This window comes from Kribbella turkmenica (assembly GCF_004348725.1).
GTDB lineage: Bacteria > Actinomycetota > Actinomycetes > Propionibacteriales > Kribbellaceae > Kribbella > Kribbella turkmenica.
Map to the genome: position 1 here is coordinate 31,582 of NZ_SMKR01000001.1, position 14,862 is coordinate 46,443.

A 14,862-nucleotide genomic window follows, 5' to 3' on the forward strand; every position below is an offset into this window, starting at 1 on the left:
GGGGTCACGTGGACGGGCTGCCGGTGGTGGACCGGTGTCTGGTCATGGGCGTCGTCAACGTGACACCGGACTCGTTCTCCGACGGCGGGCAGTGGTTCGAGCCGGCCGCGGCGATCAAGCACGGCCGGGAGTTGCTGGCCGAAGGCGCCGACCTGCTCGACGTCGGCGGCGAGTCGACCCGGCCGGGAGCCGAGCGGCCGGCGCCGGAGGAGGAGATCCGCCGGGTCCTCCCGGTGATCGAGGCGCTCGCGGCCGACGGCGCACTGGTCTCGGTCGACACCATGCGCGCCGGGGTGGCCGCGCTGGCCCTGGACGCCGGTGCGGTGATGATCAACGACGTGTCCGGCGGCCAGGCCGATCCTGGCATGCTCCCGCTGGTCGCCGAGCGTCGTACGCCGTACGTGTGCATGCACTGGCGGGGACACTCGATCGACATGCAGAACAAGGCCGAGTACGACGACGTGGTCGCCGAGACGGTCGCGGAACTGGCCGAGCGGATCGAGGCGATGCGGGCCGCCGGCGTCGACCTGAACCGGGTCGCCCTCGATCCCGGCCTCGGTTTCGCGAAGAACGCGGACCACAACTGGGAGATTCTCCGCCGGTTGCGGGAATTCTCCGTACTGGAAAGACCGTTGCTGATCGGTGCGTCCCGGAAGGCGTTCCTCGGTAGGCTGCTCGCCGACGAGCAGACCGGTGAACCCAGACCGGCCGTACGACGAGACGATGCGAGCGCGGCCGTATCCGCCCTGGCCGCCGCCGCGGGAGCCTGGTGTGTCCGGGCGCACGCGGTGGCACCCAGCGCCGATGCGGTCCGGGTGGCGAAGAGATGGGGAACGGTATGACGGACGGATCCGGCGGTCCGCGGCACGGCACCGATGGTGAGGGTGCGCGCGGTGCCACGGCCGAGGACGTCGTCCTGACCGCCAACACCGCCTTCTACAACGCGTTCGAGGCCGGCGACCTGGACCTGATGGCGGCGGTCTGGCTGCCGGAGCCGGACCCGGTCTGCATCCATCCGGGGAACGCGGCGATCTACGGCTATCCGGAGATGATGCGGGCCTGGGCGATGATCTTCGCGAACACGCCGTACATCCAGTTCTTCCTGACCGACGTGCAGGTCCGGGTGGACGACGACGTGGCCTACGTCACGTGTACGGAGAACGTGCTGTCCTCGGGGGAGGGTGCGCCGGAGGAGGGGTTCGCGGGCGGCAAGGCGCTCGCGACGAACGTCTTCCGGAAAACTTCGACCGGCTGGCGGTTGTGGATCCACCATGCCTCACCGGTACTGTCGTCTGGGGGCCGACAGGAGGAGGCGCCGTGAGCAAGCGGAGCGAGGTCACCATCCAGCACAGTGTGCCTCGTGTCCGGTCCGCGCCCGGAGCGAAGCGAGGACGTGGATGAGTGGTCCCGCGCTTCCGCCTGACGTGATCGAGATCCGTGGCATCCGAGGGTTCGGGCGTCACGGGGTGTTCGAGCACGAGCGGGCCGACGGACAGGAGTTCGTCGTGGACGTCCGGCTGGAGCTGGACACCCGGCCCGCGGCGGCTTCCGACGACCTGGCCGACACCGTGAACTACGGGGTGGTGGCCGAGCAGGTTCACCAGGCGATCGAGAGTGATCCGGTGGACCTGATCGAGACCCTCGCCCAGCGCATCGCCGACCTGTGCCTCGCCGACCGGCGGGTGACAGCGACCGCGGTGACCATCCACAAACCCTCGGCGCCGATCACGGTGCCGTTCGACGACGTTGTCCTGACCGTGCAGCGCAGAGCCGGAGAATCTACGTGACTGAGACCCCTAGTCCCCACGTCATCGACGCGGACACCCTGAGCGGTGGCCTCAAACCGATCCGCCAGGTGATCCTGTCGCTCGGCAGCAACCTCGGCGACCGTGAGGCGAACCTGCAGGGCGCGGTCGACGCGCTGCGGGACACCCCGGACGTCGTGGTGGTCGAGGTCTCCCCGGTGTACGAGACCCAGCCGATCGGCGGCCCCAGCGAGTCCGGCCCGTACCTGAACGTCGTCCTGCTCGCCGACAGCACGCTGCCGGTCGAGATGCTGCTGGACCGGGCGCACGCGATCGAGCAGGCGTTCGGCCGGGAGCGCAGCGTGCCGGGCGCGCCGCGGACGCTGGACGTCGACCTGATCACGTACGGCCAGAAGACGATCGAGTCCGAGGAGCTGACGGTGCCGCACCCGCGGGCGCACGAGCGCGCGTTCGTGCTCGCGCCCTGGCTCGACATCGAGCCGGACGCGGTGCTGCCCGGCCACGGACCGGTGGCCGAGCTGCTCACGAAGGTCGGCTCCGAGGGCGTCACCAAGCTCGACATCGAGCTGCAGTAGTGGTGTCCGGCGGTCCCGAGCCGGGCCGGGCGCCCGACGACGGACGTCGAAACGGTCGCGGCAACGGCAACGAGCCGCCGCCGGGGTCGGTCCGGCCGACCTCGCGCCGGCTGCTGGTCGCGATCGCGGTGCTCGGCGCCGCGATCGGCGTGACCCTGGTCAAGGCGATCGAGTCCGGCGGCGGCGTGGCGCCGGCGGTGTCCTGGCTGACGCTGGTCGCCTGGGCGTTCCTGGCCGCGCTGCTGTTCGCCGCGGCCCGCAACACCCACCAGCGGGTCCAGGTACGGCGGGAACGGGTCGAACCGTCCCGCGCGGTGTTCCTGCTGCTGATCGGGAAGGCCAGCGCCTTCGTCGGCGCGTTGTGCACCGGTGTTTACGCAGGGTTCGCGTTATCCTTCCTGGAAGCGGTGAGCTCGTCCGGGCCCCGCAACCGTGTGATCATGGCCGGTGCCGCGGCGGTGGTCTCTGTGCTGGTCGTCACGGCCGGATTGTTGCTCGAACGCGCGTGTCGCATTCCCGAGGACCCCGACGACACCCCCTAACATGTCGGTCCATGGGCTCAAGGGGTAACCGCCGTCGTACCAGGGCCACAGTTCTCGCCGTCGCCAACTCTCTGCTGGTGGTCGTCTGCCTGGGCGTCTCGGTCGCCCTGTTCTCGCAGAACCAGTGGATCCTGCGGGCGGCCGCCGTCGTGGCCGTCCTGGTCGCCGTCGGTGCCTCGCTGCTGGTCCGCCACCAGCTTCTGGTCGAACGCCTCGCCCATTCCGAGGAACGGGCCCAGGTGGCCCAGGAGTACTCCCGGATCACCGGTGCGCGGGTGGTCGAGAACGCCGAGTTCGTCGACCTGATGCAGCGCCGGCTGGACAAAATCGACGAGCGGCTGGACAAGATCGACCAGGAGGTCGCCACGGTCGTTGCCGCCGGCGACAAACACTCCCAGGCCGACGCGCCGACCGTCGTGGACCTCAAGCTGCGAGGTCTGGCCGCTTCCTGAGTCCACGCCCATACTGCGGTGTGGGAGGGGATGGACATGGGGCTGGACGCGAACTACCCGGCCGTGACGATGAACGACCCGAACGGGCACGTCACGGTGTACAACCAGGACCACCTGCCGATCGGCCGGCTCGGGCCGACGCCGTTCGAGTCACCGTCGGTGAACGTGACCTGCCGGCTGACGGCCTGGGAGGAGCAGGACTGGTACCGGCTGCTGAACCCCGACGGCTGGGACTTCCCGGCGACGGCGGCGTACGTCGCGGCCGACGAGACCCACGAGCTGAACCCGGGGCAGCCGTACCCGATCCCCGCCTGCCGAAACGTCGGTTGCCGGCGGAAGGCGGGCCAGGCGGCCGCCGCGGGGGTGCTCGCGGCCGGAGTGTTCACCGCGGTGCGGTCCTGGCGCCGCGGGGCGGACAGCCAGGAGGCCGGTTGAGGCGGTCGCGTAGGTTTCTGCCTTGTGGACATCTCCGAACTGCTGAAGGTCGCCGAAGCCGCCGTCGATCGTGGGCGGACGATCACCGACTCCCGGGCGCCGGGCGTGCTGACGTCCAAGGGGGACCGGGACATGGCCTCCGAGGTCGACTTCGCGGTCGAGCGCGAGGTCCGGGCGTTCCTGGAACGGGAGACGCCGGACATCGGCGTCCTCGGTGAGGAGGAGGGCGGCGCGACCGACGGGACCCGCTGGGTGCTCGACCCGATCGACGGAACGGTCAACTTCGTCCACGGCGTGCCGCTGTGGGCCATCTCGCTCGGCCTGATCCACGAGGGCCGCGCGGTCGCCGGCGTCATCGACCACCCGGCGCTCGGGACCAGGTACGCCGCCGCCGAGGGCCACGGCGCGACCTGCAACGGGCAGCCGATCCGGGGCAGCGAGTGCACCGACCTGTCCGAGGCGTTGGTTGCCGTGGGCGACTATGCCGTCGGCCCGGACGCGGCCGGGCAGAACGCCGTCCGGCTCGCGCTCACAAAGTTGCTGTACCCGCGGGTGCAGCGGCTGCGGATGATCGGTACGGCGGCCACCGCGCTGTCGTGGACCGCGGCCGGCCACTTCGACGCGATGGTGATGTTCTCGAACAAGCCCTGGGACACGATGGCCGGCGTGGCGATCAACCGCGAGGCCGGCATGTTCGTCCTCGACCTGGACGGGGCCGAGCACTCACCCGCGTCCGGTGGCACTTTCGCCGTCTCGGCCGGCCTCCGCGAGCCCCTGCTCGACCTGATCGGCGAGGCCCTCGGCTGAGGTCCGGCTACTTGTCGATGTCGCCGACGACGAAGAACATGCTGCCGAGGATGGCGATCATGTCCGGGATGACGGTGCCGGGCAGCAGCGCGGGCAGGGCGGAGATGTTGTTGAAGCTCGCCGAGCGCAGCTTGAGCCGCCAGGGGGTCTTGTCGCCGCGGGAGACCAGGTAGTAGCCGTTGATGCCGAGCGGATTCTCGGTCCACGCGTAGGTGTGGCCCTCCGGCACCTTGAGGATCTTCGGCAGCCGGACGTTCACCGGCCCGGCGGGCATCGACGACAGCTTGTCCAGGCAGGCGTCGATCAGGTCGAGGGACACCTTCACCTGCTCGAGCAGCACCCAGAACCGGGAGAAGCAGTCGCCGTCGGTCCGGGTGATCACCCGGAGTACGCCGTCGCGCTGCAACTCGTCGTACGCGAGGTAGGGCTCGTCGCGGCGGAGGTCGGCGTCGACACCGGAGGCGCGGGCGATCGGGCCGGAGACGCCGTGCTGGGCGACGAGCTCGGGGGTGAGCCGGCCGACGCCGACGGTCCGGGCGCGGAAGATCTCGTTGCCCATGACAAGGTCCTCGACGTCCGGCAGCCGCTTGCGGACCGCGGCCGAGGCGGCGGCCGCCCGGCCCAGCCAGCCGTACGGCAGGTCCTCCTTCAGGCCGCCGACGCGGTTGAACATGTAGTGCATCCGGCCGCCGGACAGCTCCTCCATCACCGCCTGCAGGGTCTCGCGCTCGCGGAAGGCGTAGAAGACCGGGGTGATCGCGCCGAGCTCGAGCGGATAGGAGCCGAGGAACATCAGGTGGTTGAGGACCCGGTTCAGCTCGGCCAGCAGGGTGCGCAGCCAGACCGCGCGGACCGGCACCTCCAGGCCCATCATCCGCTCGACCGCGAGCACCACGCCGAGCTCGTTGCTGAACGCCGACAACCAGTCGTGCCGGTTCGCCAGCACGATGATCTGGCGGTAGTCGCGGACCTCGAAGAGCTTCTCGGCGCCCCGGTGCATGTAGCCGACGATCGGCTCGCAGCCGACGATCCGCTCACCGTCCAGGGTCAGCCGGAGCCGCAGTACGCCGTGGGTCGCCGGGTGCTGCGGACCGATGTTGAGCACCATGTCGGTGGTCGCCAGCTCCGAGCCGCTCCCGGTCCCGCCGCGCTCGTACAGCGGGTCGAATCCCGCGGCTCCCGCGCCGATTCCGACCACTCTCTCGGTACTCATGACCACTATCGTGACAGGCTTGGGGTGTGGACGACCTCTTCGCACCCTCGGATGTCACCTGGACGCCGGTCTCGCCGAAGCTGGCGGCGGTCCGCCGGCTGAACTCGGCGATCACGTTCGGCGTGCTCGGGCTGGTCGCGCTGGTGGTGCTGGGCGTGACGCTGGGCTGGGTCTGGGGCCTGCCGGCGCTGGCCGTGTTCGCCGCCGGGTTCGCCTGGTCGTGGATCCTGATCGGGCGCAACCAGCGGTCCTGGAAGTACGCCGAGCGCGAGGACGAACTGCTGGTCAGCCACGGGATCCTGTTCCGTGAGCTGGTGGTCGTGCCGTACGGACGGATGCAGTTCGTCGACGTGACCGCCGGCCCGCTGGAGCGGTCGTTCGGGATCGCGACGGTGGAACTGCACACGGCGACCCCGGCGACCGACGCGAAGATCCCGGGCCTGCACCCGGACGAGGCGAGCCGCCTCCGGGACCGCCTGTCCGCGCTCGGCCAGGCCCAGGCGTGGGGCCTGTGACGGAGCCGGCGCCCGGGCCGTACGACGGGCGACAGATGACCCAGCAAACCGGCGGCGAGCAGCCCTGGCCCACGCCGCCACCCGTGCAGCAGCCGCCGGACGAGCCGTCCGGCGCCCGGCTGCACCCGCTCACGCCGTTCGTGAAGGGCTGGGGGTACTTCGTCGTCGCGGCGATCGCGATGGTGAACAACGAGAGCCTGCGCAGCAACCTGACGCTGGCCGGATTCGGGCTGATCGCCGTCCTGGTCGGCGGTATCGCCCTCGGCGCACTGTCGTGGTGGTTCACCAAGTGGCAGCTGACCGAGGAGGCGATCCGCGTCGACAGCGGGTTCTTGTTCCGCCGGACCCGGATCATCCGGTTCGACCGGATCCAGGCGATCGACGTCGCGCAGCCGTTCGTCGCCCGCCTGTTCGGCATGGCCGAGTTGCGGATGGACGTGGCCGGTGGCGGCAAGAGCGACGGCAAGCTGAGCTACTTCAGGTACGACGAGGCCGTCCGGCTGCGCACGATCCTGCTGGTCCGGGCCAAGGGGGAGCAGGCCGTCGAGCACGCCGACCAGCAGCCCCAGTCGGAGCCCATCCTGGTGGTCCCGACGGCCCGTCTGCTCGGTGCGACCCTGCTGTCGTCCACCGTGCTCGGCAGCGCCGGTGGTCTGATCTGGCTGATCGTCGCCACCACCGTGCTGGACTTCCACATCGGTCTGTTCGCCGGTCTGCCGCTGCTGCTCGGTGTGGTGCAGCCGATCTGGAAACAGGTCGTCGGCAACCACGGCTTCACGCTCTCCGAGACCGGCCACGGCCTGCGGACCAAGCGCGGCCTGTTCGACGTCCAGCGGCAGACCGTGCCGCCCGGTCGAGTGCAGGGCCTGCTGATCACCGAACCGATCATCTGGCGCCTGCTCGGCTGGTCACGGGTGGAGCTGGACATCGCCGGCGTCGCGGGCAGCCCGGCCGAAGGCGAGGACGACCGCGAGGGCGCGCAACTCCTGCCGGTGGGCGAGCGGGCCGAGGTCGCGTACGTCCTGGCGCGGGTCCTGCCGGGGCTCGACCTCGCCCGGATCGAGATGCACCGGGCACCGCAGCGTGCCAAGCGGCTGCGCCCGATCGGCTGGCGTTACCTCGCGTACGGGTACGACGACCAGGTCCTCGTGACCACGCGCGGCTGGGTGAGCCGCCGTACGTCGATCGTGCTGCACCACAAGACGCAGTCCGTCCGGCTGGAGCAGGGACCGATCCAGCGGCGGCTGGGCTTGGCCAACGTGCACGTGGACACACCGCTCGGCCCGACCGACGCGATCGCGCTGCACCGCGACCAGTTCGAAGCCGCTCGACTCCTCGAAGCTCAGGCCGACAGAGCCCGCGAAGCCCGCCGCGAGGTTCCCTCGTCGGCCGCGGTCCAGACCCAGCCGAACCCCCCGAGCCCGGACGGATCCAGCAGTTCCGCGGCTTCGCCGGCTGACGACAGCTCGGCCACGTAGCGCAGAGGATCGGTCTGGGCCAGGCCGAGGCGCGGGCGGGTCGCACTCACGCCAAGGGCTCGCAGGGCGTCTCGTTGCCGGACCAGGGACCCGCCGAGGGAGTCCAGCGCCACGTGGGCGGTGATGTCGCAGGACCCGTCCAGGACCGGGTCGCACTCGCGGCCCGAGCGGAAGCCGGTCACCGTCCCGTAGGCCGGCCGGCCGGCACGCACGTGGCCGTAGTCGATCGCCAGTGCCAGCCCGCCGCCGGCGAGCCGGTCGACGACCGAGGCCCACGCCAGGTCGCGCGCCGTACCGATCTCGGCCCGGTCGCCGGGCTCCTGCAGCGGCCACCACTTCTCCAGCCACAGCAGGTCGTTGCCGGTGACAACTTCACCGAGCGACCAGTCGGCGAGCAGATACCGCGGTACGCCGTCGTCGTCCAGCTCGGCGAGGTCGCACGGCACGTTGTCCAGCCACTCGTTCGCGACCACCAGTCCGTGGACGACCGTCGGCAACTCGTCGTCCAGTTCCACGTCCACGACCGGCAACCCTTCGGCCCGCAACACCTCGCCCAGCTCACCGGAGCCGGCGCCGAGGTCCACGACCTGCTCAGCACCCACAGCTCGCGCGAGACGAGCCAGTGCCCGGCCGAAGAGTGCGGACGCGTGCACGGAGGTCCGGAAGTGAGCGGCCGGCCGCTCCCGGCGGTAGAACCCGTCAGGTCCGTACAGCGCGGTCTCCCAGCCCTCGCGGAAGCTGGTCACAACGAGACTGCGCCGAACTGCCGCCACCTGCCGTCGTCGCTTTCACGCCACAGGCCCAGCTCGGTCAGCGTCGTGGTCGGGGCGGGGGCGGCCGCCAGCGCCGCGGAAGCCTCCCGGACGACGTCGGCACTGCGATCCGTACCGGCGGAGATGGTCAGATGAGGATGCGGGTCGGGGAACTCCCCGCCGTACGGCGGGCACTCCGGGAACGCCGCGAAGACCGCGGACAGCAACGACCGCACCTGGCCGAACGGCTCGGGCTTCAGCCAGGCCGTTCCGCCCGGGAACTCACCGGCCGTCGGAAAGCTGAGCTCGAAGGGCTCGAACGTGGACACCGCCTCCTCGAGCCGGCGCACGTCCGCGTCGCCCGGCTCGGCGACCCAGGGAACCAGCACGGTGACGTGCGGTGGGATCAGCTCGGTCAGCGGAACGTGGGGCCGCGCGCTGGACCGGGACACCGACCGCCACCGATCGGTGAACTCCGCCACCTCGGGCACTGTGATCAGAATCGCCGTCAATCCGCTCCGTGCGGCCCATGCGTCGCTCACCAAGGCATGCTCTCATCACTCAGTGCCTCGTCCTCGACGAGGCACTACGCTGAAGATAGATCGTCTGGTACCCCGCGCGGGACTGGAACGAAGAGAGTGAGCATGGAACGGATCGGCTTGATCGGAGCCGGCCGGGCCGGAACCGCCCTGGGAGCAGCCTTGGCGGCTGCCGGGCATCCCCTGGTCGGCGTGACCGCCCGGTCGAGCGCGTCACGTGAACGCGCCGCCCGGTTCCTTCCCCATGTTCCGGTGCTGACGGCCGACGAGGTCGCCGAGCGCGCCGACGTGGTCCTGGTCGCCGTACCGGACGACGTGATCGGCCAGGTCGTCGCCGGTCTCCCGCTCACCGGTGCGCAGTACGTCGTTCATCTGTCCGGAGCGCACGGCCTCGAGCCGCTGGCGGCCTCGGCGGCGACCCCGGTCGCGCTGCATCCCGCGATGACGTTCCCGGGCGGCGCGGTCGGCCTGGACGGCGTGATGTTCACCGCGACCGCGCCGGACGCGGCCACGGAGCTCGTCGACCGACTGGTGAAGGCGCTCGGCGGGCAGGTGCAGTGGGTGGCCGAGGAACACCGGGCGCTCTACCACGCCGGGCTCGTGCACGGCGCGAATCACCTGACAACGTTGCTCTCGCAGGCGTTCGCCGTACTGCGGGAGGCCGGGGTGGCGGATCCGGCGGCGACACTCCGGCCACTGGTGACCGCAACCCTCGACAACACGCTGCGATCCGGTCATCATGCGCTCACCGGGCCGATCGCCCGCGGCGATGTCGACACGGTGGCAGCACATCTGGCCGTCCTGCGGGACCGGGTAGGCACGACGTACGCCGAGCTGGCCCGGGCGACGGTGGAGGCGGCCGCGGCGGGCGGAAGGCTGGACCCGGACACGGAGGCACGGTTCGCGAAGGTGCTGGACGGGCTGGTGCTGGACGGAGTGGCAGGCGAGCGGTATCGGACAGGGGAGGCACCGCGATGAGACTCACCCAGACCAAGGCCGAACTGCGGGCGGCGGCGGCGATCCGGCCCCGGGCGGTCGTGATGACGATGGGCGCCCTGCACGAAGGGCACGCGGCGCTCCTGGCCGAGGCCAGGGAACGGGTCGGGCCGGACGGCAGCGTGGTCCTGACCATCTTCGTGAACCCGCTGCAGTTCGGACCGGCCGAGGACTTCGACCGGTATCCGCGCACGCTGGCCAGCGACCTGGCGATCGCCAAGAACGAGGGCGTCGACCTGGTCTTCAACCCGTCCCGCGACGAGCTCTACCCGAACGAGCCGTCGATCACCGTGCATCCGGGCCCGCTGGCCGACGAGCTGGAGGGAATGGTCCGCCCGGGTCACTTCGCCGGCGTGCTGACCGTGGTCGCGAAGATGCTGCACCTGACCGCGCCGGACCTGGCATTGTTCGGCGAGAAGGACTACCAGCAGCTCACGCTGATCCGCGAGATGGTGTGCGACCTGGACTGGGACGTCGACATCGTGCCGGTGCCGACCGTCCGCGAGGCCGACGGTCTCGCGCTGTCCTCACGCAACCGGTACCTGGACGAGACCGAGCGTGACGAGGCGCTCGTGCTCTACCGGGCGCTCACCGCCGGGGCGAAGGCCGGGATGAACGGGCCGGACGCGGTGATGGCCGCTGCGCAGGCGGAGCTCGAGGCGGTCCCGTCGGTGAAGATCGACTATCTCGCCCTGCGCGCACCGGACCTCGGCCCGGTCATCGGCCCCGGCGAGGCCCGGATGCTGATCGCCGCCCGCATCGGCACCACCCGTCTCATTGACAACATTTCCATCACGCTCAGGTGAAAGCGGTTGATACGGTCACGGGATGACCGTGCAAATGCCACGCCTCCGGCGCGGCGGGACACGGGGCTCTCGCTCCCGGCCTTCCCTCGTCGCCCCAGTCGCTGCGCTCCCTGCGCTTCTCAGTCCAGGCCGGGAGACCCCGTGACCGGACCCGCAGTCCCCCAGCGGCTGGCCGCGCCTGAACCCGGTTGGACCGACACCGTCGACGTGGTGGTGATCGGGTCCGGGATCGCCGGGCTGACCGCCGCGCTGAAGGCCCGTGAGCTCGGCTCCGTGCTGGTGGTGACGAAGGATGTCGTCGCCTCCGGATCGACCCAGTGGGCGCAGGGCGGGATCGCCGCCGCCCTCAGCCCCGAGGACTCGCCCGAGGAGCACCTGCAGGACACGCTGGTCGCGGGCGCCGGCCTCTGCGACCCGGACGCCGTCCGGACGTTGGTCACCGAGGGACCGGAGGCCGTCCGGGACCTGATCGACCTCGGCGCCCGGTTCGACACCGTCGACGGGGATCTGTCGCTGACCCGGGAAGGCGGGCATCACCGCAACCGGATCGCCCACGCCGGCGGCGACGCGACCGGCGCGGAGATCGAGCGAGCGCTGGTCGCCGCGGTGAAGCGGGCTCCGGACATCCGGCTGATCGAGCACGCCCTGGTCATCGACCTGCTGACCGCGGAGGACGGTGCCGTCGCCGGAGTCACGCTGCACGTGATGGGTGAGGGCCAGCTGGACGGCGTCGGGGCGATCCGCAGCCGGGTGGTGATCCTCGCGTCCGGCGGGATCGGCCAGTTGTACGCCGCGACCACCAACCCGAGTGTGTCCACCGGCGACGGGATGGCGCTGGCGTTACGGGCCGGGGCGAAGGTGCGCGACCTGGAGTTCGTGCAGTTCCACCCGACCGTGCTCTGGCTGGGCAAGAGCGCGAGAGGCCAGCAGCCGTTGGTGTCCGAGGCGGTCCGCGGCGAGGGTGCGTTCCTGGTGGACCACGAGGGCGAGCGGTTCATGCAGGGACAGCACGAGCTCGCCGACCTGGCACCGCGAGACATCGTGGCGAAGGCGATCATGCGGCAGATGCTTGCCACCGGCAAGGATCATGTCTTCCTCGACGCCCGGCACTTCGGCGACGAGAAGTGGCGCGTCCGGTTCCCGACGATCCTGGCGTCCTGCCGGTCGCACGGCATCGACCCGGTCCGCGAGCTGATCCCGGTCGCGCCGGCTTGTCACTACTCCTCCGGCGGTGTGTGGACCGACCTGCACGGCCAGACGTCCGTGCCCGGCCTCTACGCCTGCGGCGAGGTCGCGTGCACCGGCGTACACGGCGCCAACCGCCTCGCCTCGAACTCGCTGCTCGAAGGACTCGTCTTCGCCCGCCGGATCGCCGACCACCTCGCCGGCGGCCTGCCCGAGCTGCGTGAACCGATCCACGACACCCGTGTCCGCGGTCTCGTCGACGCGGACGTCGTACCGGAGCTGCAGCGGGTGATGACGGTCGGTGCGGGCGTGATCCGCAGCGCGGCCGGGCTTTCGGAAGCAGGTGCCACGCTCGGCAAGCTGATCGAGCAGCCGGCGGGGGAGCCCGGTACGCCGGGCTGGGAGGCGACGAACCTGGTCACGGTGGCCTCCGCGCTGATCGCGGCCGCCACCGCCCGCGAGGAGAGCCGGGGCTCGCACTGGCGTGAGGACCGCCCCGATCGCGACGACGCGCGGTGGTCGGGCAATCTGGACCTCACGTTGCCCGCCGACGGCGACCGAGCCGTCCCGCGAACGACGTTCGTCGCGCACGAGATCGAGGAGAATGACCGGCATGGATGACACCGTCGACCGGCAATGGGTCGCCGACCTCGTGCGGGCCACGATCGAGGAGGACCTGGCCGGTGGGGTGGACGTCACCACCACCGCCACCATCGACCCCGGCCAGGTCTCGGTCGCCGAGCTGGTGGCCCGGGCCGACGGTGTGGTCGCCGGCCTGGAGATCGCCGAGCTGGTGATCCGGCTGGTCGCCGCGCCGGACGAGGTCGAGCTCGAGTACTCCGTCACCGACGGTGCGACCGTGCGCGAGGGCGATGTTCTGCTGACCGTCCGCGGCAAGACCCGGCAGCTGCTGACCGCCGAGCGGACCACGCTCAACCTGCTCTGCCACCTGTCCGGCGTGGCCACGCTCACGCGGCGCTGGGTGGACGCGGTCGAGGGCACCGGCGCGGTCATCCGCGACACCCGCAAGACGATGCCGCTGCTGCGCTCGCTGGAGAAGTACGCCGTCCGCTGCGGCGGCGGCAGGAACCACCGGATGGGCCTGTCCGACGCGGCCCTGATCAAGGACAACCACGTGCTCGCGGCCGGCGGGGTCGCCGAGGCGTTCCGCCTGGTCCGCAAGGCGTACCCGGATCTCTCGGTCGAGGTCGAGGTGGACTCGGTCGACGACGCGCTGATCGCGGTCGAGTCCGGCGCCGAGCTGGTCCTGCTCGACAACATGGACATCCCGCAGCTGCGCGAGGCGGTCGGGAAGGTGGCCGGGCGGGCGAAGCTGGAGGCCTCCGGCGGGCTGACGCTCGACCAGGCCCGGGCCGTGGCCGAGACCGGGGTCGACTACCTCGCGGTCGGCGCGCTGACCCACTCGGCGCCGGTCCTCGACATCGCCCTGGACCTGCGCGCCGAGCTGGATTCCAGGGACGCCTGATGCTGCTCGCCGTGGCCGTCGAGAACACCAGGACCCTGGTCGGCCTGGTCTTCGAAGGCACGGTCAAGCGGCACTGGTGGGTCGGCACGGACGCCCGGCGGACGGCGGACGAGTGGGCGGTGCTGCTCCAGGGCCTGCTGGCCGGGGAGTCGCCGGTCTCCGGGATCGCGGTGTGTTCCGCCGTACCGCACGTGCTGCACGAACTGCGGGACGTGGTCGCGCGGTACTACCAGGACGTCCCGAGTGTGGTGGTCGAGCCCGGCGTGAAGACCGGACTGCCGGTGCTGGTGGACAACCCCCGGGAGGTCGGCACCGACCGGATCGCCAACGCGCTCGCGGCGGTCCACCTGTACGGCGCTCCGTGCCTCGTCGTCGACGTGGGCACGGCGATCACCATCGACGTGGTCAGCCCGGCCGGCGCCTTCGTCGGCGGAGTGATTGCCCCCGGCATCGAGACCGCGACCGATGCGCTCGGCAACGCGGCCGCCCAGTTGCGCCGCGTGGAGCTGGTCCGGCCGCGTTCGGTGGTCGCGAAGAACACGGTCGAGGCCCTGCAGTCCGGTGCGATCCACGGGTTCGCGGCGCTGGTCGACGGCCTGGTCACGCGTATCCGCGCCGAACAATCTCTGGCCGCCGGCACCGCGGTCGTGCTCACCGGAGCGCTTGCGCCCTTGCTGGCCGAGCAGTTGGCGACGCCGGTCCGCAACGAACCGCTACTGACCCTGCACGGTCTGTTCCGGGCCTTCGCCCGGAACAACTAGACCGCGGAGTGCCAGATATGCCCGGACGGGCGAAAACCCCTTGTGCGCCCCTGTGGTCTGGATCACTATGAGGTGAAACGACTTCCGGGGGTGGGGGAATTGAAGTCTGTTTACCGTGCACTGGCCGGTCTGGTCGCGATCGGTGTCGTGGTCCAGGCGATGACGATCGCGCTCGCGTGGTTCACCGCGATCAAGGACATGGACGACGGCCTGGTCATCGACAAGAACACCGATCTCAACTTCGGCCACGTGGCGCACGGCTGGATCGGGATGATGGCCATTCCGGTGATCGCGCTGCTGCTGCTGATCGTCTCGTTCTTCGCCAAGGTCCAGGGCGGGGTCAGGTGGGCCCTGTACGTGGTCGGGCTGGTGGCGCTGCAGATCGCGCTGGCGTTCGTCTCCTTCGGTACGCCGATCGTCGGCACGCTGCACGGCCTGAACGCGTTCGCGCTGGCCGGGGTCGCGAGCATGGCCGCCCGCAGGGCAGTCGCCACACCGGCGCCGGCCGCGGCCGAGTCGCCGGCCGAGGCGGCCAGATAGATGCTCCTGGCAAC

At 70.9% G+C, this 14,862-nt stretch carries 18 protein-coding genes and 1 pseudogene; 16 read left to right on the forward strand and 3 right to left on the reverse strand.

Annotated features, from left to right (window positions below; all coding sequences use genetic code 11):
• Positions 1-44 precede the first annotated feature (44 nt).
• The 8 genes from folP (at position 45) to E1218_RS00210 (ending at position 4,577) form a co-directional block, all read left to right on the forward strand.
• Complete coding sequence (gene folP, locus E1218_RS00175; RefSeq protein WP_132315035.1) at positions 45-842, forward strand: dihydropteroate synthase; 798 nt, start codon at positions 45-47, stop codon at positions 840-842.
• Entirely contained in the window at positions 839-1,321 is a 483-nt protein-coding gene (locus tag E1218_RS00180) for a nuclear transport factor 2 family protein (RefSeq protein ID WP_202865682.1), read from the forward strand. Before folP ends, E1218_RS00180 begins: the two co-directional genes overlap by 4 nt.
• Positions 1,322-1,397: 76 nt before the next feature.
• Positions 1,398-1,787 (forward strand): dihydroneopterin aldolase, encoded by a 390-nt coding sequence (gene folB / locus E1218_RS00185; RefSeq protein ID WP_132314884.1) that lies wholly within the window; start codon positions 1,398-1,400, stop codon positions 1,785-1,787.
• Entirely contained in the window at positions 1,784-2,341 is a 558-nt protein-coding gene (gene folK, locus E1218_RS00190; protein ID WP_132314886.1) for a 2-amino-4-hydroxy-6-hydroxymethyldihydropteridine diphosphokinase, read from the forward strand. Before folB ends, folK begins: the two co-directional genes overlap by 4 nt.
• A 2-nt stretch (positions 2,342-2,343) precedes the next feature.
• Positions 2,344-2,883, forward strand: a complete 540-nt coding sequence (locus E1218_RS00195) for a DUF3180 domain-containing protein (protein ID WP_233711901.1) — start codon at positions 2,344-2,346, stop codon at positions 2,881-2,883.
• Positions 2,884-2,894: 11 nt separating this feature from the next.
• Positions 2,895-3,335 carry a hypothetical protein gene (locus E1218_RS00200; protein WP_132314890.1) on the forward strand — a complete coding sequence of 147 codons (441 nt, stop codon included), beginning with the start codon at positions 2,895-2,897 and terminating at the stop codon, positions 3,333-3,335.
• A gap of 36 nt (positions 3,336-3,371) precedes the next feature.
• On the forward strand, positions 3,372-3,770 hold the full coding sequence (locus tag E1218_RS00205) for a hypothetical protein (protein ID WP_132314892.1): 399 nt from the start codon (positions 3,372-3,374) through the stop codon (positions 3,768-3,770).
• 24 nt (positions 3,771-3,794) lie between these two features.
• The gene (locus E1218_RS00210) at positions 3,795-4,577 is read left to right on the forward strand and encodes an inositol monophosphatase family protein (protein ID WP_132314894.1); all 783 of its coding nucleotides are present in this window, start codon (positions 3,795-3,797) and stop codon (positions 4,575-4,577) included.
• A 7-nt stretch (positions 4,578-4,584) separates the two neighbouring features.
• On the opposite strand, the gene E1218_RS00215 is transcribed toward E1218_RS00210, so the two are convergent.
• Entirely contained in the window at positions 4,585-5,790 is a 1,206-nt protein-coding gene (locus tag E1218_RS00215) for an NADH-quinone oxidoreductase subunit D (protein ID WP_132314896.1), read from the reverse strand.
• A gap of 26 nt (positions 5,791-5,816) precedes the next feature.
• Between E1218_RS00215 and E1218_RS00220 the strand changes: the two genes are divergently transcribed.
• Positions 5,817-6,305 (forward strand): PH domain-containing protein, encoded by a 489-nt coding sequence (locus E1218_RS00220; protein WP_132314898.1) that lies wholly within the window; start codon positions 5,817-5,819, stop codon positions 6,303-6,305.
• Positions 6,306-6,340: 35 nt separating this feature from the next.
• Positions 6,341-7,783, forward strand: a complete 1,443-nt coding sequence (locus tag E1218_RS00225; protein WP_132314900.1) for a PH domain-containing protein — start codon at positions 6,341-6,343, stop codon at positions 7,781-7,783.
• 107 nt (positions 7,784-7,890) lie between these two features.
• On the opposite strand, the pseudogene E1218_RS37900 reads toward E1218_RS00225, so the two are convergent.
• Together E1218_RS37900 and E1218_RS00235 are read right to left on the reverse strand one after the other, a co-directional pair.
• Positions 7,891-8,556 (reverse strand): annotated as a pseudogene (locus E1218_RS37900) (SAM-dependent methyltransferase); the annotation flags it as partial.
• Positions 8,526-9,077 (reverse strand): 2'-5' RNA ligase family protein, encoded by a 552-nt coding sequence (locus E1218_RS00235; RefSeq protein WP_132314904.1) that lies wholly within the window; start codon positions 9,075-9,077, stop codon positions 8,526-8,528. The pseudogene E1218_RS37900 and the gene E1218_RS00235, both read right to left, overlap by 31 nt.
• A gap of 102 nt (positions 9,078-9,179) precedes the next feature.
• Between E1218_RS00235 and E1218_RS00240 the strand changes: the two genes are divergently transcribed.
• From E1218_RS00240 to E1218_RS00265, 6 genes are all read left to right on the forward strand, one after another.
• Positions 9,180-10,052 (forward strand): Rossmann-like and DUF2520 domain-containing protein, encoded by an 873-nt coding sequence (locus E1218_RS00240; RefSeq protein ID WP_132314905.1) that lies wholly within the window; start codon positions 9,180-9,182, stop codon positions 10,050-10,052.
• Positions 10,049-10,876, forward strand: a complete 828-nt coding sequence (gene panC, locus E1218_RS00245) for a pantoate--beta-alanine ligase (RefSeq protein ID WP_132314907.1) — start codon at positions 10,049-10,051, stop codon at positions 10,874-10,876. The genes E1218_RS00240 and panC overlap by 4 nt, the downstream gene beginning before the upstream one ends.
• A gap of 141 nt (positions 10,877-11,017) precedes the next feature.
• On the forward strand, positions 11,018-12,682 hold the full coding sequence (locus tag E1218_RS00250) for an L-aspartate oxidase (protein ID WP_132314909.1): 1,665 nt from the start codon (positions 11,018-11,020) through the stop codon (positions 12,680-12,682).
• The gene (nadC, locus tag E1218_RS00255; RefSeq protein ID WP_132314911.1) at positions 12,675-13,547 is read left to right on the forward strand and encodes a carboxylating nicotinate-nucleotide diphosphorylase; all 873 of its coding nucleotides are present in this window, start codon (positions 12,675-12,677) and stop codon (positions 13,545-13,547) included. The genes E1218_RS00250 and nadC overlap by 8 nt, the downstream gene beginning before the upstream one ends.
• Positions 13,547-14,308 carry a type III pantothenate kinase gene (locus E1218_RS00260; protein WP_132314913.1) on the forward strand — a complete coding sequence of 254 codons (762 nt, stop codon included), beginning with the start codon at positions 13,547-13,549 and terminating at the stop codon, positions 14,306-14,308. The genes nadC and E1218_RS00260 overlap by 1 nt, the downstream gene beginning before the upstream one ends.
• 99 nt (positions 14,309-14,407) lie before the next feature.
• The gene (locus E1218_RS00265; RefSeq protein ID WP_132314915.1) at positions 14,408-14,848 is read left to right on the forward strand and encodes a hypothetical protein; all 441 of its coding nucleotides are present in this window, start codon (positions 14,408-14,410) and stop codon (positions 14,846-14,848) included.
• Positions 14,849-14,862: the final 14 nt, after the last annotated feature.